Annotated in this window: 24 protein-coding genes; 9 read left to right on the top strand and 15 right to left on the bottom strand. The window is 72.3% G+C overall.

Translation table 11 applies throughout. From position 1 onward, the window contains the following. Window positions 1–215: 215 nt before the first annotated feature. The 6 genes from ACEZDE_RS16760 to ACEZDE_RS16735 form a co-directional block, all read right to left on the bottom strand. The gene (locus ACEZDE_RS16760) at window positions 216–713 is read right to left on the bottom strand and encodes a DUF3180 domain-containing protein (RefSeq protein ID WP_380537067.1); all 498 of its coding nucleotides are present in this window, start codon (window positions 711–713) and stop codon (window positions 216–218) included. 57 nt (window positions 714–770) lie between these two features. Beyond that, on the bottom strand, window positions 771–1,358 hold the full coding sequence (folK, locus tag ACEZDE_RS16755; protein WP_380537066.1) for a 2-amino-4-hydroxy-6-hydroxymethyldihydropteridine diphosphokinase: 588 nt from the start codon (window positions 1,356–1,358) through the stop codon (window positions 771–773). Then, the gene (gene folB / locus ACEZDE_RS16750) at window positions 1,355–1,714 is read right to left on the bottom strand and encodes a dihydroneopterin aldolase (RefSeq protein ID WP_380537144.1); all 360 of its coding nucleotides are present in this window, start codon (window positions 1,712–1,714) and stop codon (window positions 1,355–1,357) included. The genes folK and folB overlap by 4 nt, the downstream gene beginning before the upstream one ends. Before the next feature lie 92 nt (window positions 1,715–1,806). After that, the gene (locus ACEZDE_RS16745) at window positions 1,807–2,265 is read right to left on the bottom strand and encodes a nuclear transport factor 2 family protein (protein ID WP_380537065.1); all 459 of its coding nucleotides are present in this window, start codon (window positions 2,263–2,265) and stop codon (window positions 1,807–1,809) included. Beyond that, entirely contained in the window at window positions 2,262–3,122 is an 861-nt protein-coding gene (gene folP / locus ACEZDE_RS16740) for a dihydropteroate synthase (protein ID WP_380537064.1), read from the bottom strand. The genes ACEZDE_RS16745 and folP overlap by 4 nt, the downstream gene beginning before the upstream one ends. Window positions 3,123–3,132: 10 nt before the next feature. Continuing rightward, the gene (locus ACEZDE_RS16735) at window positions 3,133–4,977 is read right to left on the bottom strand and encodes a phosphatidylglycerol lysyltransferase domain-containing protein (protein ID WP_380537063.1); all 1,845 of its coding nucleotides are present in this window, start codon (window positions 4,975–4,977) and stop codon (window positions 3,133–3,135) included. 219 nt (window positions 4,978–5,196) lie between these two features. On the opposite strand from ACEZDE_RS16735, the gene ACEZDE_RS16730 reads away from it, so the two are divergent. Together ACEZDE_RS16730 and ACEZDE_RS16725 are read left to right on the top strand one after the other, a co-directional pair. Further along, a complete protein-coding gene (locus ACEZDE_RS16730; RefSeq protein ID WP_380537062.1) occupies window positions 5,197–6,396 on the top strand; it encodes an alpha/beta hydrolase in 1,200 nt (399 codons plus the stop codon). A gap of 127 nt (window positions 6,397–6,523) precedes the next feature. Continuing rightward, window positions 6,524–7,819 (top strand): alpha/beta hydrolase, encoded by a 1,296-nt coding sequence (locus ACEZDE_RS16725; RefSeq protein ID WP_380537061.1) that lies wholly within the window; start codon window positions 6,524–6,526, stop codon window positions 7,817–7,819. Window positions 7,820–7,847: 28 nt separating this feature from the next. Here the strand turns inward: ACEZDE_RS16725 and folE are convergent, their stop codons facing one another. The 6 genes from folE to dacB all read right to left on the bottom strand — a co-directional run bounded on the left by folE (window position 7,848) and on the right by dacB (window position 15,781). Continuing rightward, on the bottom strand, window positions 7,848–8,456 hold the full coding sequence (folE, locus tag ACEZDE_RS16720; RefSeq protein ID WP_380537060.1) for a GTP cyclohydrolase I FolE: 609 nt from the start codon (window positions 8,454–8,456) through the stop codon (window positions 7,848–7,850). Between the two features lie 121 nt (window positions 8,457–8,577). After that, entirely contained in the window at window positions 8,578–10,596 is a 2,019-nt protein-coding gene (ftsH, locus tag ACEZDE_RS16715; protein WP_380537059.1) for an ATP-dependent zinc metalloprotease FtsH, read from the bottom strand. 250 nt (window positions 10,597–10,846) lie between these two features. Continuing rightward, window positions 10,847–11,401, bottom strand: coding sequence for a hypoxanthine phosphoribosyltransferase (gene hpt, locus ACEZDE_RS16710; RefSeq protein ID WP_380537058.1), 555 nt, complete (start codon window positions 11,399–11,401; stop codon window positions 10,847–10,849). Window positions 11,402–11,456: 55 nt separating this feature from the next. Next, the gene (gene tilS / locus ACEZDE_RS16705; protein ID WP_380537057.1) at window positions 11,457–12,800 is read right to left on the bottom strand and encodes a tRNA lysidine(34) synthetase TilS; all 1,344 of its coding nucleotides are present in this window, start codon (window positions 12,798–12,800) and stop codon (window positions 11,457–11,459) included. Between the two features lie 251 nt (window positions 12,801–13,051). Then, the gene (locus ACEZDE_RS16700) at window positions 13,052–14,248 is read right to left on the bottom strand and encodes a zinc-dependent metalloprotease (RefSeq protein WP_380537056.1); all 1,197 of its coding nucleotides are present in this window, start codon (window positions 14,246–14,248) and stop codon (window positions 13,052–13,054) included. 27 nt (window positions 14,249–14,275) lie between these two features. Next, window positions 14,276–15,781 (bottom strand): D-alanyl-D-alanine carboxypeptidase/D-alanyl-D-alanine endopeptidase, encoded by a 1,506-nt coding sequence (dacB, locus tag ACEZDE_RS16695; protein WP_380537055.1) that lies wholly within the window; start codon window positions 15,779–15,781, stop codon window positions 14,276–14,278. Window positions 15,782–15,858: 77 nt separating this feature from the next. Between dacB and ACEZDE_RS16690 the strand changes: the two genes are divergently transcribed. Then, window positions 15,859–16,353 (top strand): inorganic diphosphatase, encoded by a 495-nt coding sequence (locus ACEZDE_RS16690; RefSeq protein WP_380537054.1) that lies wholly within the window; start codon window positions 15,859–15,861, stop codon window positions 16,351–16,353. Between the two features lie 217 nt (window positions 16,354–16,570). On the opposite strand, the gene ACEZDE_RS16685 is transcribed toward ACEZDE_RS16690, so the two are convergent. Continuing rightward, window positions 16,571–17,230 (bottom strand): CDP-alcohol phosphatidyltransferase family protein, encoded by a 660-nt coding sequence (locus tag ACEZDE_RS16685; RefSeq protein ID WP_380537053.1) that lies wholly within the window; start codon window positions 17,228–17,230, stop codon window positions 16,571–16,573. Between the two features lie 105 nt (window positions 17,231–17,335). Here ACEZDE_RS16685 and ACEZDE_RS16680 point away from each other — a divergent pair, with 105 nt between their 5' ends. The 6 genes from ACEZDE_RS16680 to ACEZDE_RS16655 all read left to right on the top strand — a co-directional run bounded on the left by ACEZDE_RS16680 (window position 17,336) and on the right by ACEZDE_RS16655 (window position 20,043). After that, entirely contained in the window at window positions 17,336–17,680 is a 345-nt protein-coding gene (locus ACEZDE_RS16680) for a GNAT family N-acetyltransferase (RefSeq protein WP_380537052.1), read from the top strand. Between the two features lie 113 nt (window positions 17,681–17,793). Continuing rightward, window positions 17,794–18,123, top strand: a complete 330-nt coding sequence (locus ACEZDE_RS16675; RefSeq protein ID WP_380537051.1) for an ArsR/SmtB family transcription factor — start codon at window positions 17,794–17,796, stop codon at window positions 18,121–18,123. Between the two features lie 5 nt (window positions 18,124–18,128). Further along, a complete protein-coding gene (locus tag ACEZDE_RS16670) occupies window positions 18,129–18,599 on the top strand; it encodes an SRPBCC family protein (RefSeq protein ID WP_380537050.1) in 471 nt (156 codons plus the stop codon). A gap of 12 nt (window positions 18,600–18,611) precedes the next feature. Beyond that, window positions 18,612–19,241: a GNAT family N-acetyltransferase gene (locus tag ACEZDE_RS16665; RefSeq protein WP_380537049.1), complete on the top strand. Its 630-nt coding sequence runs from the start codon at window positions 18,612–18,614 to the stop codon at window positions 19,239–19,241. A gap of 58 nt (window positions 19,242–19,299) precedes the next feature. Then, window positions 19,300–19,869, top strand: coding sequence for a dihydrofolate reductase family protein (locus tag ACEZDE_RS16660; RefSeq protein WP_380537048.1), 570 nt, complete (start codon window positions 19,300–19,302; stop codon window positions 19,867–19,869). Between the two features lie 24 nt (window positions 19,870–19,893). Beyond that, window positions 19,894–20,043, top strand: coding sequence for a hypothetical protein (locus ACEZDE_RS16655; protein WP_380537047.1), 150 nt, complete (start codon window positions 19,894–19,896; stop codon window positions 20,041–20,043). A 17-nt stretch (window positions 20,044–20,060) separates the two neighbouring features. Here the strand turns inward: ACEZDE_RS16655 and ACEZDE_RS16650 are convergent, their stop codons facing one another. Then, window positions 20,061–21,332 (bottom strand): C40 family peptidase, encoded by a 1,272-nt coding sequence (locus ACEZDE_RS16650; RefSeq protein ID WP_380537046.1) that lies wholly within the window; start codon window positions 21,330–21,332, stop codon window positions 20,061–20,063. 403 nt (window positions 21,333–21,735) lie between these two features. Continuing rightward, a complete protein-coding gene (locus ACEZDE_RS16645) occupies window positions 21,736–22,827 on the bottom strand; it encodes a hypothetical protein (protein ID WP_380537045.1) in 1,092 nt (363 codons plus the stop codon). Window positions 22,828–22,840: the final 13 nt, after the last annotated feature.

Genomic DNA, 22,840 nt, shown 5'->3' with positions numbered 1-22,840 from the left:
GCGAGGCGATGGCCAGGATCCCGCAGGCGGTGGGGGGAAGAAGCCTGCTCAAAGGCGAGGACTGGCGGTGGCGACCACGTGGCATGGCCAGAAATCTAGCGTGCCCGGCGCGGCGATGTCAGGTGAGGTGTCAAACACGGTCTTGACAACGTCGGAAGGTGACACCGGGTCCACGAAGGACTGCCGTAGGTGACTGTTTCAGCGCCTTCAGCGCTTCAGCGCCGTTCGCTGGACGCGTGCACCGCGGTCTCCGCGTCGGGGTCGTCCGGCAGCCGGCAGATGTGCTGGATCCAGAGCCCCGCGGCCATCACCGCGAGCCCGGCCAGCACCGCGAACAACGCGGTGAGCGCCTGGTTGCTGCGGGCCGGCGGCGCGTTCCCCATGGTCAGCAGGAACACCCCGATCCCGCCGTAGATCCCGGTCACCAGCGCCGCGACCAGCGCGCTGGCCTGGCCGAGCACCACCGCGCGGGCGGCCGACAGCGGGTCCACGCCCTTGGCGCCGGGCACCCGCTCGCGCTGCGCCTTCAGCCGGGACCGCAGCGAGACCGCCGTGGCGATCAGCACCACCGCGACGGCGGCCAGCACGATCGGTGCGGCGGTGGGGACCCCCGGCAGCGAGTCCACCGAGTTCCACAGCTGCGACCCGGCCCAGGAGAGCACCCCTGCAACGAGAGTGATCCCGACCAGTACGACCGGGCGTAGCGCCTTCACGGTCTCCCCTTCGATCCCGATTCCACGGTGCCCCCGAGCCTACCCGCCGCCGAAGGGCTATTCCGGAAGGTGCAGTGCCACGTCCCCGCGACGCTGGACGCCGGCCTCGCCGACGGCGCGGAGCAGTTCGGCGACCGGGCCGTGCCCGGGGATCCGCGCCTCGGCGTCGGCGTCCAGCCAGGGCGCGAGCACGAACGCCCGCTCGTGCGCCCGCGGGTGCGGCAGCGTCAGTTCCGGGGTGTCCAGCAGCACGCCCTCGTAGGACAGGATGTCGACGTCCAGGGTGCGCGGGCCCCAGCGGACCTCGCGGACCCGGCCGAAGGCGTCCTCGACCGCGTTGGCGCGCTCCAGCAGCGAGCCCGGCGGCAGCGTGGTGCGCAGCACCAGCACCGCGTTGAGGAACGGGGGCTGGTCCTCGGGACCGCCGACGCCCTCGGTCTCGAACACCGCGGAGACCGCGGTGACCCGGACCCCGGGGGTGTCCTCCAGCGCGTCCACCGCGCCCTGCAGGGTGTCCAGGCGGTTGCCCAGGTTGCTGCCCAGCGCGACGACCGCGCTGCGCGGGTTGTGCAGGGTGGTGTCGGCCGAGTCGACCTGGCGCTCGACCTCGGGGGAGACCGGTGTGGTGGTGGGGTCGCTGCTCATCCGCGGCTCCGAACGATGGTGATGGTCACGTCGTCGAACGGCACGGTGATCGGGGCGTCCGGCTTGTGCACGGTCACCTCGACCTCCTGTACCGCCTCGTGCTTCAGGCACTGGTCGGCGATGCGCTGGGCGAGGGTCTCGATCAGGTCCACCGGGTCGCCCTGCACGACGGCGACGACCTCCTCGGACACGATGCCGTAGTGGACGGTGCGGGTGAGGTCGTCGCCGGAGGCCGCGAGGCGGGTGTCGAGGCCCATGACCAGGTCCACCACGAAGGTCTGCCCCTGCTCGCGCTCGCGGGCGAAGACGCCGTGGTGGCCACGGGCACGCAGGCCCCGAACCGCGACACGGTCCAGCATCGAATCACTCCACTCAGGCTTTTCGGGCCACGCTGCCCGGACAGCACCAACGTACCCTCCGCCGCTGACAGCATTCGCCGGACCCGCGCCTATTCCTCGTCGGGACCGCTGGTCAGCACGGGCGATCCGTGGTGCGACCAGAGCCGCCAGCCGTCGGCGGTGCGGCGGAACAGGTTGGTGGCCACCACCCGGCCGCCCACCAGCGGGCCCAACTCGCCCTCCTCCTCGGACTCGCCGCCGGAGAGGATGTTCTCGGTGCACGTGACGAGTGCCACATCGCCGAGCAGCTCCACCTCGACGTCGGTCAGGAAGAACTGGATGTACTCGGTGTGCGCCATGATCAGCGCGTAGGAGCGCAGCACCGAGGCCCGGCCGCGCAGCACCGGCCAGCCGGGGTGGACGCAGACCGCGCCGCGGACGTCGTCGGCGTCCGCGCCGGAGACCCAGACCGCGGTGAGCGCGTCCAGGTCGCCGGCCTCCAGCGCGGCGTAGAGGGCGGCGTTGGCCGCCTCGACCTCGACCGCGGCGATGTCGTCGGAGGTGGTCACGCGGCACCGCCGCGGGCGGCCCGCAGCGCGGCCTCGACCCGGACCGCGTCCACGGTCGCGGGCACCTCGTGCACCCGGACCGCCCAGGCGCCCTGGGCGGCGGCGAGCGCGGAGACGGCGGCGGTGGCCGCGTCGCGGGCGCGGGCCGGGCGGGGCTCGCCGGTGGCCGGGTCGGCCAGCAGCGTGCCCAGGAACCGCTTGCGGGAGGCGGCGACCAGCACCGGGCGGCCCAGCCGGGACCAGGCGTCCAGCCGGGCCAGCAGGGCCCAGTCGTCCTCACGGGTCTTGGCGAAGCCCAGCCCGGGGTCGACGATCACCTGGGCGGGGTCGACCCCGCCGGAGACCACAGCGTCCATCTGCCGCTCCACTTCCTCGATGACCTCGCCCACTACATCCCCGTAGGCGGCCAGGTCATCCATGCCGGCGGACTGCCCGCGCCAGTGCATCACCACGAACGGCACACCCGTTCGAGCGGCCACCGACACCATCCGGTCGTCCGAGCGGCCCCCGCTGACGTCGTTGACGATCCGCGCGCCCGCGTCCACCGCGGCCTCGGCCACGTCCGCGCGCATGGTGTCCACACTGACCAGCGCCCCGCCCTCGGCCAGCCCGCGGACCACCGGGAGCACCCGGCGCAGTTCCTCCTCCCGGGTGACCCGCACCGCGCCGGGGCGCGTCGACTCACCACCGACGTCGACCACATCCGCGCCCTGGGCCACCAGCTCCAGGCCGTGCGCGACCGCCTTGCCCGGATCGAGCCACAGCCCGCCGTCGGAGAAGGAATCGGGGGTGACGTTGACGATCCCCATCACCCCGCAGCGCCCCCAGGCGGGCAGCGGCATCGTGTTCGCGTTCATGCGCCCATTCTCAGGGCTGCGACAGCCCCGGCTCACCGAGGGCCGGGTCGGCAGCCCGGCGCTCGCCCACCCGCGGCGCGGGCGCGGGACCGCCCCGACGCAGCCGGCGCAGGAACTTCGGCGGCTCCATCACGATGAACGCCTCGGCCTGCAGCGCCGAGATGCCGATCCGGGGCAGGTCGCGGGCGGTCGGGTAGACCAGGAAGCGCGGCTCCCAGATCGGGCGGAACTTGGCGTTGAACTTGTACAGCGACTCGATCTGGAACCAGCGCGACAGGAACACCAGCAGCCCGCGCCAGGCCCGCAGCACCGGGCCCGCGCCGATCCGCTCGCCGCGGGCCAGCGCCGAGCGGAACATCGCGAAGTTCAGCGACACCCGGCTGACGCCGAGCCCGGGACCGGCCTCCAGCGCCTTGACGATCAGCAGCTCGTTCAGGCCCGGGTCGGCGTCCCGGTCCCGGCGCATCAGCTCCAGCGAGATGCCGTCGCGACCCCACGGCACGAAGTGCAGCACCGCGCGGATGTCCGATGCCCCCTCAAGTGCGCCGTCGGGCAGCTTGTGCGCGGTGACCACCACGCAGCCCTCGTCGGCGGGGTCGCCGAAGCGTCCCAGCGCCATCGAGAAGCCGCGCTCGGTCTCGGTGCCGCGCCAGGCGTCGGCGGCGTGACGGATCGCCACCAGCTCGGCCTCGCTGAGCTCGTCCACCCGGCGCACCCGGCAGGTGTAGCCGGACCGCTCGATCCGCTTCACCATCTGCCGGACGTTGCGCATGGCCCGGCCCTCCAGGGTGAAGTCGGCCACCTCGACGACGGCCTCGTCGCCGATCTCCAGCGCGTCGAGGCCGGCCTCGCGGGTCCACACCTCGCCGCCGGTCTCGCTGCAGCCCATCACCGCGGGCACCCAGGCGTGCCGGTGCGCCTCGTCCATGAACACCTTGATCGCCCCGGGCCAGGCCTCGACGTCGCCGATCGGGTCCCCCGAGGCGAGCATCACCCCGGAGACCACCCGGTAGGCGATGGCGGCCTTGCCGCTGGGTGAGAACACCACGCTCTTGTCCCGGCGCAGCGCGAAGTAGCCGAGCGAATCGCGCGCGCCGTGCCGGGTGAGCAGGCCGCGGACCTGCGCCTCCTCGTCCACGCTCAGTTCGGCGACCGGCTTGGACGGCTTGGTCGCCAGCCACAGCGTGCTCACCGCGGTGAACAGGCCGAGCCCGGCCAGCGAGTAGTAGACCAGGTCGTTGGTGTCCTCCATGGTGTAGTGGATCGGGCCACCGACCCCGATCAGGCCCCAGGCGACCTGCCAGAAACGGTCGCCGAAGCTGGGAGTTCCCAGAGTGGTCCTGGCGTGCGAGCTGACGATCACCAGTCCGAGCCCGAAACTGATCAGCGACATCGCCAGGAAATTCCACAGCGCCCGCCAGCGAGTGCGCGGATCCGACAGTGCGTAGAACTCACGCCTGTTCACCAGTACGACCACGAACACCACCAGGGTGACCGCGGCCGTGACGGTGTGGTGCCAGCGCAGCGCCTCCAACAGGAAACCCACCGGCAGCAGCACCGCGACGGCCTGCCAGGCCCGTTGTTTCCGGCGCCGCAACGCATGCGCCAGCATGATCAGCAGAATGCCCACGACCAGCGACGCGGCGGTGGCGACCCTGGTCACCGTCCCCGGGAGAAAGCTCGCGAGCTCGTGTACCCGGGTGCCCCGGAAATGCGGGGCGACCGCGCCGACGATATCCCCGAGACCCACCAGTGCGGTGGCGTAACCGACCGCCGCGGGCGCCCACGGGCGGGAGACCTTGGGCAGTTGGATGCCCTTCCGCTGGGGGCCCTCGGGGAACTGCTGCTCACTCATGGACAGCCAGCGTAGGGGCATCGGTAAGGAACTCGGTCAGACCGAAGTAGGAGCAGGTCAGACCCAGGCATGAGTTTCCTCCCGGGAGGTGACGATTCGGTCAACCCGCGCAACCTGCCGTGCATGCTGGTACGTCGGACCCTTCGTACGCCCAGGCTCCTCCCAGGAACCTCCGCGGACGAAGGCGACGCACCGAACTCCGGCAAAACAGGATGTGACATGGGACTGACCAGCCAGAAACTGCAGATTCTCATCGCGGCACTCGCGGTGGTCTGCTTTGCGGCCGCGGTCTGGCTCTGGCCCCGGCTGAGTGGCCGCAGCTGGCGGGCCCTGCTGGGACGGATCGGCGCGCTGCTGGTCAGCCAACTGCTGACGCTGATGGCCATCGCCCTGGCCGCGAACAACTGGGGCGCCTTCTACAGCTCCTGGTCCGACCTGCTCGGCACCGACCAGGGCGGCGGGGCGGTCACCATAGGCGGGCCGCCGGTGGCCTCCACCGGCAGCACCGACGGCCCGCGCTCGTCGGTGGACGTCCAGGGCAGCAAGCCGGTGGCGCTGCAGCTGCCGGGCCACCCCGGCCTCAGCGGCGGGACGGTGCAGCAGGTCAGCATCCACGGCGGGGGCACCGGGCTGACCGAGCCCGGCTTCGTCTACCTGCCGCCGCAGTACCAGGACCCGGCCTACGCGAAGACCAGGTTCCCGGTGATCGTGGTCTTCACCGGCTACCCGGGCAACGCGACCAGCCTGATCACCCGGATGAAGTACCCCACGGTGGCGGCCCAGGCGATCCAGCAGCAGCAGATGAGCCCCACGATCCTGGTGCTGATGCGCCCCTCGGTCGCCATGCCCAGGGACACCGAGTGCCAGGACGTGCCCGGCGGCCCGCAGGCCGAGAGCTTCTTCACCCGGGACCTGCGCCAGGCGATGGCGTCCCGCTACCGGGCCGAGACCCAGGCCTCGGGCTGGGGCGTGATAGGCGACTCGACCGGCGGCTACTGCGCCCTGAAGATCACCATGCGGCACCCCGAGGCGTACACCGTCGCCGCATCGCTCTCCGGCTACTACAAGTCCGCCGTGGACAGCACCACCGGCAGCCTCTTCGGCGGGAGCAGCCGGCTCCAGGACGAGAACGACCTGATGTGGCGGCTGAAGAACCTGCCGCACCCCAAGGTGTCGCTGCTGGTCAGCAGCAGCAAGAAGGGCGAGGGCGACTACCGGGCCACGCTGGCCTTCGCCGCCGCCGCCAACGGGCAGACCAGCGTCGGCACGCTGATCCTCCCCGAGGGCGGGCACAACTTCGGTACCTGGAACCGGGAGACCCCGGCCGCGCTGCGCTGGATGTCCGCGCGGCTGAGCCCCCCGCTGAGCGGGAGCAGCGTGCCCGGCCCGGTGCCCGGCACCGGGGTCGACAGCTCCTGACGGATCACGTCATCCGTTCGGGGGGCTTCAGGCCCTCCTTGCCGCTACCCGCCGCGCCCAGGCGGGAGAATGGCGGCCGTGCCGACCGGCACAGGAGGGTGGGCGGCATTCGAGAGCGCAGGACACGATGGATCTGACCAGCAGCACGCTCCAGTACGAGGCAGGGGGCCTGACCCTCGCCTTCGTCGTCGCCACGGTCTGGCTCTGGCCCCGGCTGGCACGGCGCGGGATCCTCCCGATCGCCGGGCGTTTCATGATGATCATCGCCTCGCAGCTGTCGCTGGTGCTGCTGGTGACACTCATGCTCAATTCCTACGGAGACTTCTACCCGACCTGGCAGGACCTGACCGGCGGCGGCAGCAACACGGTCACCATCGGCTCCGGCCCGGGGAACCGGGCGACCCAGGCCGGACTGTCCGGCAGCCGGCTGGTGCTCCCGGCCGACGACTCCTCACTGCGGCAGCAGCCGGACCTGGTGCACGGCCCGGCCGCGCAGGTGGGCCAGTACAGCGCGGTGACCATCGTCGGCGAGCACAGCGGGATCCAGCAGCAGGCCTACGTCTACCTCCCGCCGGAGTACTTCCAGCCGGCCTTCCAGCACACCGCCTTCCCGGTGCTGACCACCTACGTCGGCTACCCCGGCAGCATCCAGGGGGTGATGGCCCGGCTGAAGCTGCCGCAGACCGCCGCGAAGATGATGGCGGCCGGACAGATGCGGCCCACCATCGTGGTGCTGATCTCGCAGACCGTCGCCACCCCCCGGGACACCGACTGCGTCGACGTGGCCGGCGGGCCGCAGGTCGAGACCTACCTGACCAGCGACTACCAGACCGCGATGCGCTCCGCCTACCGGGTCAGGCCGGAGGCCGCCGCCTGGGGCCTGGTCGGCTTCTCCGAGGGCGGCACCTGCGCCCTGGAGAACGCGATGCGGCACCCGAACGAGTTCGGCGTCGCGGTCTCGCTCGGCGGCGACTTCCGGGACACCGAGGACGCGCAGACCGGCACCCTCTTCGGCGCCAAGGGCACGGCCAGGGACAAGCTGCTGGACGGCTACAACCTGCTCTGGCGGCTGGAGCACCTGCCGGCCCCGAAGATCAAGGTCCTGGTCGCCACCACCGCGCACGGCGAACGCGACTACGCCCCGACCGAGGCGTTCCTGCACGCGGTCCGGCCCCCGATGGAGGCGACCCCGATGGTGCTCTCCAACGGCGGCCACAACTTCACCACCTGGGGAATCGAGCTGACCCCCTCGCTGACCTGGATGGCCCGCCAACTGCTGCCCCCGGCCCAGATCACCACGCCCCCGCCGACGCACAAGCACACCTCGGCCGGGCCCCGCCCGTCCGGGCACGGCACCCAGCCGCCCGCGAAGACCGACGCCTGGACCCCGGCCCAGGCCGCAGGACCGGCCGGCAAGCCCTGAGCGACTCGGGCCTCCGGCCGGACAAGGGCTAACGGGCGATGATCAGGCTCATCGCCTCGGAGCGGGTGGCGGCGTCGCGGAGTTGGCCGCGGACGGCTGAGGTGATGGTCTTGGCGCCGGGCTTGCGGATGCCGCGCATCGACATGCACATGTGCTCGCACTCGATCACCACGATCACCCCGCGCGGCTCCAGGATCCGCATCAGCGAGTCGGCCACCTGGGTGGTCAGCCGCTCCTGCACCTGGGGCCGCCGGGCGTAGACGTCGACCAGCCGGGCCAGCTTGGACAGGCCGGTGATCTTGCCGCTGTGCGAGGGGATGTAGCCGACGTGGGCGACCCCGCGGAACGGCACCAGGTGGTGCTCGCAGACGCTGGTCACCTCGATGTCCTTGACCAGCACCATCTCGTCGTGGCCGAGGTCGAAGGTGGTGGTCAGCACGTCCTCCGGCTCCTGCCAGAGCCCGGCGAATATCTCCTGGTACGCGCGGGCCACCCGGGCCGGCGTCTCCCGCAGGCCCTCGCGGTCGGGATCCTCGCCGACCGCCAGCAGCAGTTCCCGGACGGCTTCCTCGGCACGCTTCTGGTCGAACTCACGGACGGCGCCGGTCGGGCCCTCGATGGTCACCGGGTCGGTCATGGGTTGTTCTCCTCGCATAGGAATGCCGCTGCCCCAAGGTTAGAACCTTGGGGCAGCGGCACACATTCCGGAGCTTTCCGGTGGCCGCACCGGGAGCTCGGCTCCCGTTCGGCCCGGAAGGTCAGCTCCCGTTCGGCTCCTGCAGCGGCGGGAGCTTGGCGATGTCCACCACCGGGGAGGACCCCTCCAGCTGCGCCGTGCCGTTCGTCAGCGCCAGTTCCTTGGGGGACTGGACCGGCGGACGGGTGGACGGGGTCCGCCGGGCGGAACCGGTCCAGGCCGGGCGGGCCGGACGCTTCACCAGGTTGGCGAAGATCGCCGCGATCTGCTCCTTGTTCAGGGTCTCCTTCTCCAGGAGCTCCAGCACCAGGTTGTCCAGCACGTCGCGGTTCTCGACCAGGATCTCCCACGCCTCGTTGTGGGCGTTCTCGATCAGCTTCTTGACCTCCTCGTCCACCAGCCCGGCGACCTCTTCCGAGTAGTCGCGCTGGTGGCCCATCTCGCGGCCCAGGAAGGGCTCCGAGTTGTCGGTCCCGAACTTGATCGCGCCCAGGCGCTCGGTCATCCCGTACTGGGTGACCATGGCCCGCGCGGTGGCGGTGGCCTTCTCGATGTCGTTGGACGCGCCGGTGGTCGGGTCGTGGAAGACCAGCTCCTCCGCCGCGCGCCCGCCCATCATGTAGGCGAGCTGGTCCAGCATCTCGTTGCGGGTGGTCGAGTACTTGTCCTCGTCCGGGAGCACCATGGTGTAGCCCAGGGCCCGGCCGCGGGACAGGATGGTGACCTTGTGCACCGGGTCGCTGTTCGGAGAGGCCGCCGCGACCAGGGCGTGTCCGCCCTCGTGGTACGCGGTGATCTTCTTCTCCTTCTCCGACATGATCCGGGTGCGCTTCTGCGGACCCGCCACCACCCGGTCGATCGCCTCGTCCAGGGTGGTGTTGTCGATCAGCTTCTTGTCGCTGCGCGCGGTGAGCAGAGCGGCCTCGTTGAGGACGTTCGCCAGGTCGGCGCCGGTGAAGCCGGGGGTGCGGCGGGCGACGACCATGAGGTCGACGTCCGGGGCGACCGGCTTGCCCTTCTGGTGCACCTTGAGGATGTCGTGCCGACCGGTGAGGTCGGGACGGTCCACCGCGATCTGGCGGTCGAAGCGGCCCGGACGCAGCAGCGCCGGGTCCAGGATGTCGGGCCGGTTGGTCGCCGCGATCAGGATCACGCCGCCCTTGACGTCGAAGCCGTCCATCTCGACCAGCAGCTGGTTGAGGGTCTGCTCGCGCTCGTCGTGCCCGCCGCCGAGGCCGGCGCCGCGGTGGCGGCCGACCGCGTCGATCTCGTCGACGAAGACGATCGCCGGGGCGTTCGCCTTGGCCTGCTCGAACAGGTCGCGGACCCGGCTGGCGCCGACACCCACGAACATCTCGACGAAGTCGGAGCCCGAGATCGAGTAGAACGGCACCCCGGCCTCGCCCGCGACCGCGCGGGCCAGCAGGGTCTTACCGGTTCCGGGCGGGCCGTAGAGCAGCACGCCCTTGGGGATCTTGGCGCCGACGGCCTGGAATTTGGCCGGCTCCTGCAGGAACTCCTTGATCTCGTGGAGCTCCTCGACCGCCTCGTCCGACCCCGCGACGTCCGCGAAGGTGGTCTTGGGCGTGTCCTTGGTGATCAGCTTGGCCTTGGACTTGCCGAACTGCATGACCCGCGAGCCGCCGCCCTGCATCTGGTTCATCAGGAACAGGAACAGCAGGATGATCAGCACGATCGGCCCGAACGACAGCAGCAGGCCGACGAAGGCGTTCTGCTTGTCGACCTTGACCGTGTAGCTGTCCAGCGTCTTGTTGTCGACAGCCTTCTGCAGGGTGTCCTGGAGCCCCGCGATGTACGCGTCGGAGGCGTAGGGGGCCTGGATCTGGCTCGACCCGTCGACCTTCTGGCCGTCCTTGAGCTGAGCCTTGATCATCTGACTGTCGCCGGTGGTGATCTGTACCGACTTCGCCTGGCCGCTGCTGATCGCCGAGACGACCCTGCTGGTGTCCTCGGTCTTGTAGCCGGCCGAAGAGGACACGACCTGCATCAGCACCACGACGGCGAGGACGGCCAGCAGAATCCACATCACCGGCGCACGGAAGTATCGCTTCACGTCCATCCATGCGGGGCGACATCAGCCGCCCCGTCCCTCCTGCCACTGTGCGGCGTCACCAGGCTTCCAGCCGTGGGACGCGTCCTATGTATGACCTCGACCGGTTGGTCAACCACCGTCAGCTGCTCACAGTGGATTAAGTGGGACGGTACAGGACAGCGCCGCCGCGGGGATTCCACGGGACGCCGCCGTACCGGTGTCGAACGGCCTTTCACCGGGTCCAACGGAGAGAGGCCCTCCCCTGTTCCCGGCCTCGTCAGCCACCGTACACATGCGGTGCGAGGGTGCCGACGAACGGCAGGTTGCGGTACTTCTCGGCGTAGTCGAGCCCGTATCCCACGACGAACTCGTTGGGGATGTCGAAGCCGACGTACTTCACATCGATGGAGACCTTCGCCGCGTCCGGCTTGCGCAGCAGGGTGCAGACCTCCAGCGAGGCGGGTCCGCGCGACTGCAGATTGCTGAGCAGCCAGGACAGGGTCAGTCCCGAGTCGATGATGTCCTCGACGATGAGCACGTCGCGGCCGTTGATGTCGGTGTCCAGGTCCTTGAGGATGCGGACCACACCGGAGGACTTGGTCCCCATGCCGTAGGAGGAGACGGCCATCCAGTCCATGGTGACCGGGCTGTGCAGGGTCCGGGCCAGGTCGGCCATGACCATCACCGCGCCCTTCAGCACCCCGACGATCAGCAGGTCCCGGCCGGCGTAGTCGCGGTCGATCAGCTCCGCCAGCTCGGCGAGCTTGGCGTCGATCTCTTCCTTGCTGATGAGCACCTTCGCAAGGTCGGTGCCCATGTCCTTCTCGTCCACCCGCGGTACGTCCTTAAAAATCTGGAGTCTCAAGTGCTGGAGATCCGGCGTCTGCTCACAACCTTGCCATACCCGCTCCGGGCTCCATGCGGCGGAAGGCCAGCCGGGCCGAGCGGCGGCGCAGCTCGACCGCGCCGGGGAGGTGCAGCGGACCCTGCCCGTGCCAGTCGGTGACGAGCTGGTCCATCACTTCGAGGTGCCGGGCGAAGAGGTCGCCGGGCGGGCTGCCGGCCCGGATCGCGGCCCGGCGCAGCACCCGCCGCCGCACCGCGGGCGGCAGCTCGGCCAGCCGGGCGGTGTCCAGGCCCTCGTCGGTCAGCGCCTCGGCCTCGGCCTGCGCGGCCCAGGAGTCCAGCGCGTCGGCGTCGTCCCGGAACAGCCGGGCGGTGCGGGCCAGCGCCTCGACCACGCCGCCGCCGAGGTGCTTCTCCAGCACCGGCAGCACCTCGTGCCGGACCCGGGCCCGGGTGTAGGCGGGGTCGACGTTGTGCGGGTCGTCCCAGACCGGGAGGTCGAGCACGGCGCAGGCCTGGCGGGTGATCGCCCGGTCCAGGTCCAGGAAGGGACGGCGGTAGCGGCCGGTGGCGGCGGCCATCCCGGAGAGCGAGCGCGGGCCGGAGCCGCGGGCGAGGCCGAGCAGCACCGTCTCGGCCTGGTCGTCCCTGGTGTGGCCGAGCAGCACCAGGCTGGCGCCGTGGCGCTCGGCGGCGCCGTCCAGCGCGGCGTAGCGGGCGTCCCTGGCGGCGGCCTCCGGGCCACCCGCCCGGCGAACGCCGCCCCTGTCCGAGGCGCTGTGCGCCGCTCCGCCCGCCCGTCGCCCGCCACCACCCTCGTCCGAGGCGCTGTGCGCCGCACCGCCCGCCCGTCGCCCGCCACCACCCTCGTCCGAGGCGCTGTGCGCCGCACCGCCCGCCCGTCGCCCGCCACCACCCTCGTCCGAGGCGCTGTGCGCCGCACCGTATTCTGCGGAGCCGACGGTGACGCCGATCGCCTCGACCGGGTCCAGGCCGAGCGCGCGGAGCCGCCCGGCGACCTCGTCGGCGCGGCTGGTGGAGCCGCGCTGCAGGCCGTGATCGACCGTCACCGCACCGGCCCGCAGGCCGAGTTTGGCGGCCTCGAAGGCGGTGGCGGCGGCCAGCGCCATCGAGTCGGCGCCGCCGCTGCAGGCGACCAGGACCAGCGGCGCGTCCGGCGCGGGGCGGGGGCGGGGGGTGCGCAGCGCGGCGTGCCGCGGGTCGACGTCCCCGACGGGACGGAACACCGGGCGCGCGGCGGGCACCGGGACGGTGGCGGCGGGCTTGGGGGCAGTGGTGAAGGTGTCAGGAACCTGGGCGGCGATGTCGTTGAGCACCCGGCGTACTGCCAGGCGTATCGCGGCCACCGCGGGATGCGGACCCATAAATGATCACTCCTCGGAGCGGACCGGAGCGGAGGGGTTGCCGAATCGTCTCACAGAGTGATCGACCGACTGCGGAATGTCGTAAGGGGATGGTCGCAGAAGTCTTCCGTGTCGAGGGTCCGGAAGGTTCCCCGCCACGGAAGGGTCCGCTCGGACGGGTGAATGCAGAAACCTTTCTCCACCCGGATACCGCATTTCCCGCCCTCCTTTCGGCACGTCCCGCTCCCCCGTCGCTTCCCGGCCGGGCCCGGCTACTTGTGGATCCGGGACACCCACGCCGCCGGGTTGTGGATCTCCTCCTTGGTCGGCAGGGTGTTCGGCGACGTCCACACCCGGTTGAAGCCGTCCATCCCGACCGCGTCCACCGCCGCCCGGACGAACACCGCGCCGTCCTGGTACTGCCGCATCTTGGCCTCCAGACCAAGCGCCTTGCGCAGCAGCGAGTCCAGCCGCCCGGTGCCCTTGGCCCGGCGCTGCTGGAACTTCTCCCGGATCTCCGCGACGGTCGGCACCACCTGCGGGCCGACCCCGTCCATCACCACGTCGGCGTGGCCCTCCAGCAGCGACATCACCGCGGTCAGCCGACCCAGGATCTCCCGCTGCTCGGGCGACTGCACCAGGTCCATCAGGCTGCCGTTGTCGCCCTCCGCACCGGCCTCCGCCTCCTCGTTGCCGCCGCCGAAGCCCGGCAGCGAGCCCGCCGCCACCCGGATCCGCTCCAGCAGGGCCGCCGGGTCGATGTCGGTCTGCGCCAGGAACGCCTGGATCTCGCCCTCGATGTGGTCCCGCAGCCAGGGCACCGCGGTGAACTGGGTGCGGTGGGTCTCCTCGTGCAGGCAGACCCAGAGCCGGAAGTCGTGCGGGTCCACGTCCAGTTCGCGCTCGACCGCGACGATGTTGGGCGCCACCAGCAGCAGTCGGCCCGGCTGCACCGCGTGCCCGTCCTCCAGCGAGGACAGGTCGGAGGGGACCTCCGCCGGGGCGAAGGTCTCGTACTGGCCGAGCACCTTGGAGGACAGGAAGGCCAGCAGCATCCCCAGCTCGATGCCGGTCACCTTGCCACCGACCGAGCCCAGCACCGCGCCGCCCAGCGCCCCGCCGGGACCGGCCGCGCGACGGGCCTGCATCCGCTCCGCGAGCGGGGTCAGCAGGGTGCGGAAGCCGGTCACGTTCGCCCGGATCCAGCCCGGCCGGTCGACCACCAGCACCGGAGTGCCGCCGGGCGCCGAGCCGGACGGGGCCGCCATCCGGGAGAAGGCCCGGACGTGCTGCTCCGCCTCGGCCGCGTGCCGGTGCAGCTCCGCCACCGCCTCGCGGGCCTCCTCCCGGGTCACCTCGGGGCCCGGCCGGGCGAGCCGGGTCGCGGTGCTCACCGCGAGGTTCCAGTCGACCATGCCTGTCGCGTCTGCCGCGTCCGCCATATCCGCACCGCCGCTCTGGCTCGTCATGTCTGCCACGGTACGTGCTCCTACCCGTCAGCGGCAGCCGCATCCGGCGACGCGCCCGGCAAGCCGGTCCAGCGCCGACCGGGCCGACGCGGCGTCACCGCTGCCGTTCGACATGAAGGCGAAGACCAGCAGCCGCCCGTCCCGGTCCACCACCAGCCCGGCCAGGGTGTTGACGGTCTCCAGCGAGCCGGTCTTGGCCCGGACCACGCCGAGGCCGGCGTTGCTCCCGTCGCTGTCGTAGCGGTTGTCCAGGGTGCCGGTGAAACCGGCCACCGGCAGCCCGCTGAGCACCGGGCGCAGTTCCGGGTGCGCCGGGGACGCGGCCAGCAGCAGCAGCCGGGTGAGCACCTCGGCCGGGATCACGTCGCTCTCGGACAGGCCGCTGGCGTCGACCAGCCGGGTGCCGCCGAGCGGGACGCCGAGTGTTGTCAGCTGCTTGCGCACCGCCGCCGCTCCCCCGGCGAAGGTCGCGGGCGAGCCGGAGGCCAGGGCGACCTGGTGGCCCAGTGCCTCGGCGATGTCGTTGTCGCTCTCGGTGAGCATCCGCTCGACGATCTCACCGAGCGGCTGCGAGGAGACCTGGGCCAGCGGCTTCGCGCCGGGCGCGGTGTGCGGGCTCGGGGCAGGGGAGCCCTTCACCGTGATCCCGCGTGCGGACAGCAGCGCGGCGAAGTCGGCCGCGGCGGTGGCGGCCGGGTCGCCGTAGCGGGGGGCGTTCTCGGTGCTGTTCGGGTTGATCCGGCCCTCGTCCGCGGTCAGCGCCTGGACCAGGGCGATGTTGTCGTTGACCCCGATCGGGTGCAGCGCGGGGGCAGAGAACAGCGAGATGTCGTAGCCCAGACCCACCGTCAGCACACCGGTGGCCTTGAGCGCGGCGGCGGTGCGGTCGGCCAGAGTGGCCAGGCTGGCCTGCGGGTCGGCGCCGTGCACGGCGGCGGCGGTGAGGGTCGGGTCTCCCCCGCCGACCAGCACGATCCGGCCCGGGGCCGGGCTGACCACGGTGGTGCTGAACCGGTGCTGCGGGCCGAGCAGGGACAGCGCGGCGACCGAGGTGGCGATCTTGTTGGTGGAGGCCGGGGTCTGCGGGGTGGCGGCGCCGGAGGCGTAGAGGGTGCGTCCGGTCGCGGCGTCCAGCACCGACGCGGTGACCTTGCCGAGGGCGGGCGCGTCCATGGCCCCCGCCAGCGCGGCGGCGAGGCCCTGGCCGGTGGGGACCGGGGCCTGCGGCGCCGGGGCGGTGGCCGCTGCGTCCCCGGCCGGGGCGGGCGCGACCGACCCGGCCGGCTGCAGCACGTCCGGGGCGGGAAGCCAGCTCGGCGACGGCACCGGCCTCGGGACGACCGTGGTCACCGCGGCGCTGACCTGCGACTTCACCCGTTCGGTTTCGGCCACGCGGCGTCCACCCTGCCAGGGCCCGGCGGCGGCGACGCTGCCCACCGCCAGGGCGAGCCCCACTCCGCCTGCGGTCAGCGCGACCCCGCGCACCGGCGCCAGCGCGTACGCACGCACCCCGCGTTCCCACCACGAACCCATCCGGACCTGCCCCTTTCCCAAGCACTCCTTGCCGTAGGAGACACTATTGGCTGCAAACGTCTCGCATTGGAGGAGCCTTGGAGTTCGACGTCACGATCGAGATCCCGAAGGGTTCACGGAACAAGTACGAGGTCGACCACGAAACCGGTCGTATCTTCCTTGACCGGATGCTCTTCACCTCGACGCGCTACCCGGCCGACTACGGCTTCGTCGAGGGCACCCTCGGCGAGGACGGCGACCCGCTGGACGCGCTGGTCATCCTGGAGGAGCCGACCTTCCCCGGCTGCCTGATCAAGTGCCGCGCGATCGGCATGTTCAAGATGACCGACGAGGCGGGCGGCGACGACAAGCTGCTCTGCGTCCCGGCCTCGGACCCGCGCTGGGAGCACCTGCGCGATGTCCACCACGTCTCGGAGTTCGACCGCCTGGAGATCCAGCACTTCTTCGAGGTCTACAAGGACCTGGAGCCCGGCAAGTCGGTCGAGGGCGCGCACTGGGTCGGCCGGGTCGAGGCCGAGGAGGAGATCGTCAACTCGATCAAGCGCCTCGCGGACTCGGGCCAGCAGCACTGACGCGCTCCGCGCCAGGCTCCGTCCGTACCGGAACGCCACCCTCTCGGGGGTGGCGTTCCTGCGTTTCTGGGTTGTTCTGCGTGCTGCCGCTACGGGTGGCGGCCCGGGACGACCAGGCCGGTCTCGTAGGCGGTGTGGCCAAGGCCTGGGTCGTCCCTCCCGGTCGGCCCCTGGCCGGGCCTCGCGGTCAGCTACTCAACGGGCCGTCAGGACGGTTTCAGCGGAGCCGGGAGGAGGACAGGATCGAGGTGAGGTGGGCGACCACCATCACCCAGGTGACCGCCGCGACGGCGAGCACTGCCAGCTGGGTCGGCCGGTGGCCGTCCACCGCGGTGTCGACCACGGCGGCGGCCAGCAGCAGGGACGCCTCGATGCCGTTGGTGATCCGGTGGATCTTGAGCACCGACGCCAGCCGCCGCACCGAGGCGATCCCGGTGGAGCGCGGCCGACTGGCCTCGTCGTCCGCCACCGGCAGCCCGCGGCGTGCCCTGGCCACGTCGACCAGGAGCGCCGCGTCGGCCAGGTAGGCGCCGAGCCGGTCGACGTAGATGCCGGTCGCGCTGTTCTGCCCCTTCCAGCGGGCCACCTCGCCGTCCACGCAGTCGAACAGCAGGAACAGCTGGAACAGCACCGCCGCCAGCAGCGCCCCGGCCAGGCCGGGGATCAGCAGGGCGACTCCGGCCGCCATCCCGCACACCACCATGGTCCAGGTCAGGGCGTCGGGGGTGACCCGGGTGCGGACCAGCTGCCGGGTGGTGTGCAGCGAGATCCGCCGCATGTACAGCCGCCCGGCCCAGTGCTCGCCGTTGCGGCTCCGCAGCTTCGCCTGCGGCTGGCAGACCTCCCGCAGCTCCGCCAACGCCGGGGCGCTCACCATGGGTCTCCCTCTCGCCTGCCTCCACCGGCGGTCGCCGGGCTCCGGTCAGTCAGTCTCCCCCATCCGCCGGTAGGGTCGGCCGCCGGGGAACGGGGACGGACGCACATGTTCCTGGTGCTGCTGCTCCCGGAGGCCGTGCCGGTCGGCACCATCGGCCACTGGGACCGGGTCTGGCGGGACGAGCCGGTGTACGAGACCGGCTGGAGCGTGCTGCCGTCGTTCCAGGGCCGGGGCATCGCGGTCGCCGCCGCGGCGGCGGTGGTCGGGAGCGCCAGGGCGGAGGGGCGGCACCGGCACCTGCACGCCTTCCCCTCGGTCGACAACCCGGCGTCGAACGCGATCTGCCGCAGGGTCGGCTTCTCCCTGGTCGGCCCGTGCGACTTCGAGTTCCCGCCGGGCCGCTTGATGCACAGCAACGACTGGCGCCTGGACCTCCTCGCCACGTCCTGAACCGCGCGCGGTCAGGGGTTGACAGGAACGGCGAGGCGGCGCATATTCAACTCAGAGGTTGATTAACCGATGGGTTGATTGACCGAACGGTTGAGAGAGGCGGCGGCAGGCAGATGGCGGACCGGCTGAGCGAGGTGTTCAGCGCCCTCGCCGACCCCACCCGGCGGGCCCTGCTGGCCCGCCTCGCGGAGGGCGAGGCAACGGTCAACCAGCTCGCCGAGCCGTTCCCAATCAGCCTCCAGGCTGTCTCCAAGCACCTGAAGGTGCTGGAACGGGCCGGGCTGATCACCCGCGGCAAGGAGGCGCAGTGGCGGCCGTGCCGCCTGGACGCCGGACCGCTGCGCGACGTGGCCGAGTGGGCCGCCGGCTACCGGCGGTTCTGGGAGCAGCGCTACGACCAGCTCGGCGAGTACCTGCAGCAACTCCAGAACAAGGAGGAGTGAGAGAGATGAGCGACCACGACCTGACGGTGACCCTGCCGTCCGACCTGGAAATCACGATGGTGCGGATGTTCGACGCACCCCGCGCGCTGGTCTTCGAGGCGCACGCGTCGTGCGAGCACCTCCGGCACTGGTGGGGCCGGGGCAACCCGCTCGACTGCGAGCTGGACTTCCGCCCCGGCGGCGCCTACCGCTTCGTCGAGCACACGCCGGACGGCGAGCAGTACGCCTTCCGCGGCGAGTACCGGGAGATCCTGGCCCCGGAGCGGATCGTCCGGACCTTCGAGTACGAGGGCATGCCCGGCCATGTCTGCCTGGAGTCGCTGGAACTGACGGAGGAGCACGGCCGGACGACCGTCACCAGCACCATCCGCTTCGACACCAAGGAGGAACGCGACAGCATGGTCGCCTCCGGCATGGAGTACGGCGCCCGGCAGTCGTACGACGCCCTGGCCGGCTACCTCACCAAGCTCGGCTGAGGGAGACGCCCGGTGGACTCACTGCGCCTGCGCGCCGCCGTTCCCGTCGATGCCGAGCGGGTGGCGCTGCTGCACGCCGACAGTTGGCGGCGGCACTACCGGGGCGCCTACGCGGACTCCTATCTCGACGGGGACGTGGTCGGCGAGCGCCGGGCGGTCTGGTCCGCCCGGCTCACCGACCCGGCCCCGACCGGCAGCCTGACCCTCGTCGCCGAGGACGACGGCCCCGGCCTGGTGGGCTTCGTCCACGCGGTCTTCGACGCCGACAGCCGCTGGGGAAGCCTCGTCGACAATCTGCACGTCGCCCACGGCCGGCAGCGCGGCGGTGTGGGCGCCGCGCTGCTGACCCGCGCCGCCGAGGCCGTCGCCGAGCGGGCGACGGGGAACGCGATGTACCTCTGGGTGCTGGAGCAGAACACCGCCGCCCAGCGGTTCTACCGGGCCCTCGGCGGCGCCCGGGTCGAAGCGGACGCGGTACCGGCCCCCGGCGGGGTGCCGGACCGGCTCAACGGCTCACCGGAGCGCCTCCGCATCGCCTGGGAGGACGTGCGCCGCCTGCCCGCCGACCGGGCCGGGGCAGCGTCAGCGCTCGCGGAGCCTGCTCAGCCGCCCGGCGCGCAGGGCGTTCCTCGGCACCGATGAGTTTCCCGCGCCGCGCTCGTCCGATACACCGGAGACCCACGGATGGAAGGCTGGGCCGATGCGGAAACTGATCTGCGGCATGAACCTGACCCTGGACGGCTACATCGCCGCGGTCGGCGACGACATCGGCTGGAGCGGACCGCCGAACGACGAGCTGTTCCAGTGGTGGCTCGACCACGAGCAGGCGAGTGAACTGTCCCTGTACGGACGCAAGCTGTGGGAGACGATGAGCTCCTACTGGCCGACCGGCGACCAGCGGCCCGACGCCACCCCGGCGCAGATCGCGTTCGCACGGAACTGGCGGGACACGCCGAAGGTGGTGTTCTCCTCGACCCTCGACACAGTCGACTGGAACACCCGCCTGGTCACCGGCGACGCGATCGCCGAGATCACCCGGCTCAAGGCCGAGGACGGCGGCCCGATGACCGTCGGCGGCGCGACGCTCGCCGGGGCGGCGATGCGCGCCGGGCTGATCGACGAGTACGTGATCGCCACCCACCCGGTCCTGGTGGGCGGCGGCACCCCGTTCTTCACCGCGCTGGACAGCTGGGTCAACCTGGACCTGGTGGAGACCCGGACGTCTCCCGGCGGCGTGATCCTGACCAGGTACCGGACGACGAGGCGCTGAGCAGCCTCTGGCATCGTCGGCACCATGGCCGAACTGGTGGAGCGCGTCGACGAGGAAGACCACGTGCTGGCAGTCGTGGAACGGGGCGGGGTGATCCGCCGCCGGTGGCTGCACCTCCCCGACGCCCAGGAAGCCTTCGCCCAGTACCGGGGCCTGGCCGACACCGGGCTCTGACCGGTCCGTCGGAACGGTCAGGCGCCGGACGGGCGGGGGCGGGCGTAGAAGTCGGGGGTGCCCATGATCCAGAGGCTGGCCACCTTGACCACGTCGCCGGTGCGGGGGGCCTCGATCATCTGGTCGCCGCCGAGGTAGATGGCGACGTGGTAGATGTCCTGCGGGCTGCCGTCGTGGGACCAGAAGACCAGGTCGCCGGGGCGCAGCTGGTGGTAGGACAGCGGGGTCGAGCTCGCGTACTGGTCGGCGGCGAAGTGCGGGAGGCTGACGCCCGCGTGCTGCCAGGCGCGCATGGTGAGGCCGGAGCAGTCGAAGACGTCCGGGCCCGCGCCGCCCCAGACGTAGGGGAGGCCGAGCTGCGCGCGGGCGAAGGCCACCGCGGCGGAGGCGTCGCCCGCGCGGTAGGGGGTCCCGGTGCCGGACGGGGCCGCGTCCGCGGACTGGCGGGCCGCCGCGGCGGCGGCCTCGGCCGCGGCCTTGGCAGCCGCGGCGGCCAGCGCCTGCTGACGCTGCGTGGCGAGGGCGACCGAGACCTGCTGGGCGGCGGCGAGCCTGGCGAGCAGGGCGCCGCGCTGGGCGGCGATCCGGGCCACCTCGGTGTGCTGGGCCGCCAGCTCGGCCTGGACCTTGGCCGCAGCCTGCCGTACGACGGCGGCGGCCTGCTCGGCGGCGGTGGCGGCACGGGCCGCGGCGGCGGACGCGGTGGCCGCGGCGGCGGCGGTGTCGGCCGCGGCGGCGGCCACGCTCGCCGCCTGCAGCTGGACCGCTTGCAGCGCCTCCTCCTGCAGCTCGGCGCTGTGCAGGTCCTGAACCCGCATCAGCCCCTGGACCGCGCCGAGGGCCGGCGGCAGGCCGGTCCGGTACTGGGCGACGGCCAGCGCCGCCGCCGCCTGACGGGCCGTCTCCCGGCGGACGGCCGCGGTGGCGGCCTCGGTGGCCGCCTGGGCCGAGTCGGCCTCGGCCTGCTGCTGGCGGACCCGGGCGCCGTTGTACGCCTCCACCGACTGCTCGGCCTGGATGTCGAGGTTCTGCTCGGCCTGCTGGGCGGCGGCGAGCTGTGCCTCGACGGCGGCGACCTCGGCCGCGCGCCGGGTCGCGTTGTCCTGAGCGGCACGGACGTCCGCGGCGGAAGGCGCGGACGGCGCGGAAGGCGCGGTGGCGGAGGGGGCGGCGGGTGACGGATCGTCGGCGGCGGCGCGGGGCGCTCCGGGAAGCGCGGCGGCGAGGAACGCGAGGGCGGTGGCGAGGAGCAGCGAGCCGCGCCGGGGGGCGCGGGGCGCGCGGGGCACGCGGGAGGTTCCGGGGGTGGCAGAGGTGGCTTGGGTGGTCGGGATGGTGGGCGAGGACGTGCCGGGGGTGGCCGGGGTGGCGGACGACGGGGACGTGCCGGGCGGGGGTGGCGTCCCGGGGGTATGCGGGGCATCGGGTGTGCGGGGTGTGTGCGGCGTGCCGACGAGCATGCGGATTGCCTCCCGTTTCGCGGTCCCGGACATTCCAGTCTTGGCACGGGGACGGCCTCGACGCAGAACGGCGACGCCGAGTGGGTGACGGCCCGTCAGTCCGAACGGCGTCCCGCCGACGGCGACGTCAGGCCGAACGACAACGTCGGACGAACGGCGGTAGCGGACGAACGGTGGTGGCGGACGAACGACAACGTCTGACGCACAGCGGTGGCCGCCGCCCCCGCCGGGGTCAGGCTGAGCGGCGGCGGCAGGGGCGGGGGCGGCCGGCTGAGGTGGTGCGGCGGCGGGTGGTCGCCGCCGCACGGCGGGCCGCGCGTTGGGCGGCTCGGGCGGACGCAGCTGCCGGGGGGACGGCCGGGGGCTTGGGCGGGCTGTGCCGGGGGCCGAGGTCGGTGACCGCGGCCCGGCGGGCCGCGAGCCGGTTGAGGCGGGCCAGCCGCCGCACCCGCTGCTCGTCCGCCGACGACGGGTACAGCGGATACAGCGGGAGGCCGGGGCGTTCGTACCGGGCCGTCATGCGTTCGGCGACCCGCTCGGCCACCCGCTCGGCGAGCAGGTGGGCCCGGGTGGGGCGGACGCCCGGCGGCGTGGGCTTGCCTGCGATCAGGTCGAACAGCCAGCGCCGGGCGGTGTCGCCGCGCCGGTGCCAGCGGCCCTCCCGGCGCCGCGCGCGAGCGTACTTGCGCGGACGGCCGGTGTAGCGCCACCGGGCCCACGGGCTGTTGGGGCGGGCCAGCCGGATCGCGGCGATCCAGGAGACGCCGGGGACCATGATCCCGATCATCCCGCTCCAGAACTTGCCCTTGAGCAGCGTGGTGACGGTGAACAGGGCGTTGGTGCAGATGATCGCGATCAGGCCCCAGCGGACGTTGCTGTCCGGGGTGACGCCCAGTGGCAGGTAGCCGACCAGCAGCAGCCCGGTGAACAGGATCCCGATGATCACCGCGTCCACCGACTTGCGCCCCTGCTCGCTCCAGTAGACGTCCTCCAGGTGCAGCAGCAGCGCGAACTCGTCCAGCACCAGCCCGCAGCCGATGCCGAAGACCAGCCCGAAGACGTCGAGCCAGGGGTGCGTCCCCGCGGTGGCGAAGGTGCCGATGCCGCCGCCCAGCAGGAAGAACAGGCCGAAGACCACATGGTGGATGTGCAGTCCGCCGGGCGTGACGTTGCCGGGCCACCAGCGCACCTGGGCCCGGATCATCCGGACGCTGAAGCGGATGAAGAGGAACGAGCCGATGAAGCCGACCAGGACCAGGAACAGCGGCTGCTTGCCGGGGTCCTGGATGTGGTGCTGGTAGCCGTCCCAGATGTGCTGCCACACGGTGCTGTTCCTC

The sequence above is a fragment of the Streptacidiphilus cavernicola genome (assembly GCF_042510955.1).
GTDB classification, from domain to species: domain Bacteria; phylum Actinomycetota; class Actinomycetes; order Streptomycetales; family Streptomycetaceae; genus Streptacidiphilus; species Streptacidiphilus cavernicola.
This window is presented reverse-complemented; position numbering and strand designations above follow the sequence as displayed.

Coding starts and splice junctions, on each gene's coding strand:
- tilS (WP_380537057.1), bottom strand. CDS start 12,800: ATGGGTCCGCATCCCGCGGTGGCCGCGATACGCCTGGCAGTACGCCGG.
- dacB (WP_380537055.1), bottom strand. CDS start 15,781: ATGGGTTCGTGGTGGGAACGCGGGGTGCGTGCGTACGCGCTGGCGCCG.
- ACEZDE_RS16730 (WP_380537062.1), top strand. CDS start 5,197: ATGGGACTGACCAGCCAGAAACTGCAGATTCTCATCGCGGCACTCGCG.
- ACEZDE_RS16670 (WP_380537050.1), top strand. CDS start 18,129: ATGAGCGACCACGACCTGACGGTGACCCTGCCGTCCGACCTGGAAATC.
- ACEZDE_RS16680 (WP_380537052.1), top strand. CDS start 17,336: ATGTTCCTGGTGCTGCTGCTCCCGGAGGCCGTGCCGGTCGGCACCATC.
- ACEZDE_RS16725 (WP_380537061.1), top strand. CDS start 6,524: ATGGATCTGACCAGCAGCACGCTCCAGTACGAGGCAGGGGGCCTGACC.
- ACEZDE_RS16685 (WP_380537053.1), bottom strand. CDS start 17,230: ATGGTGAGCGCCCCGGCGTTGGCGGAGCTGCGGGAGGTCTGCCAGCCG.
- folK (WP_380537066.1), bottom strand. CDS start 1,358: ATGAGCAGCGACCCCACCACCACACCGGTCTCCCCCGAGGTCGAGCGC.
- ACEZDE_RS16655 (WP_380537047.1), top strand. CDS start 19,894: ATGGCCGAACTGGTGGAGCGCGTCGACGAGGAAGACCACGTGCTGGCA.
- folE (WP_380537060.1), bottom strand. CDS start 8,456: ATGACCGACCCGGTGACCATCGAGGGCCCGACCGGCGCCGTCCGTGAG.
- ACEZDE_RS16660 (WP_380537048.1), top strand. CDS start 19,300: ATGCGGAAACTGATCTGCGGCATGAACCTGACCCTGGACGGCTACATC.
- ACEZDE_RS16675 (WP_380537051.1), top strand. CDS start 17,794: ATGGCGGACCGGCTGAGCGAGGTGTTCAGCGCCCTCGCCGACCCCACC.
- ACEZDE_RS16735 (WP_380537063.1), bottom strand. CDS start 4,977: ATGAGTGAGCAGCAGTTCCCCGAGGGCCCCCAGCGGAAGGGCATCCAA.
- ftsH (WP_380537059.1), bottom strand. CDS start 10,596: ATGGACGTGAAGCGATACTTCCGTGCGCCGGTGATGTGGATTCTGCTG.
- ACEZDE_RS16700 (WP_380537056.1), bottom strand. CDS start 14,248: ATGACGAGCCAGAGCGGCGGTGCGGATATGGCGGACGCGGCAGACGCG.
- folP (WP_380537064.1), bottom strand. CDS start 3,122: ATGAACGCGAACACGATGCCGCTGCCCGCCTGGGGGCGCTGCGGGGTG.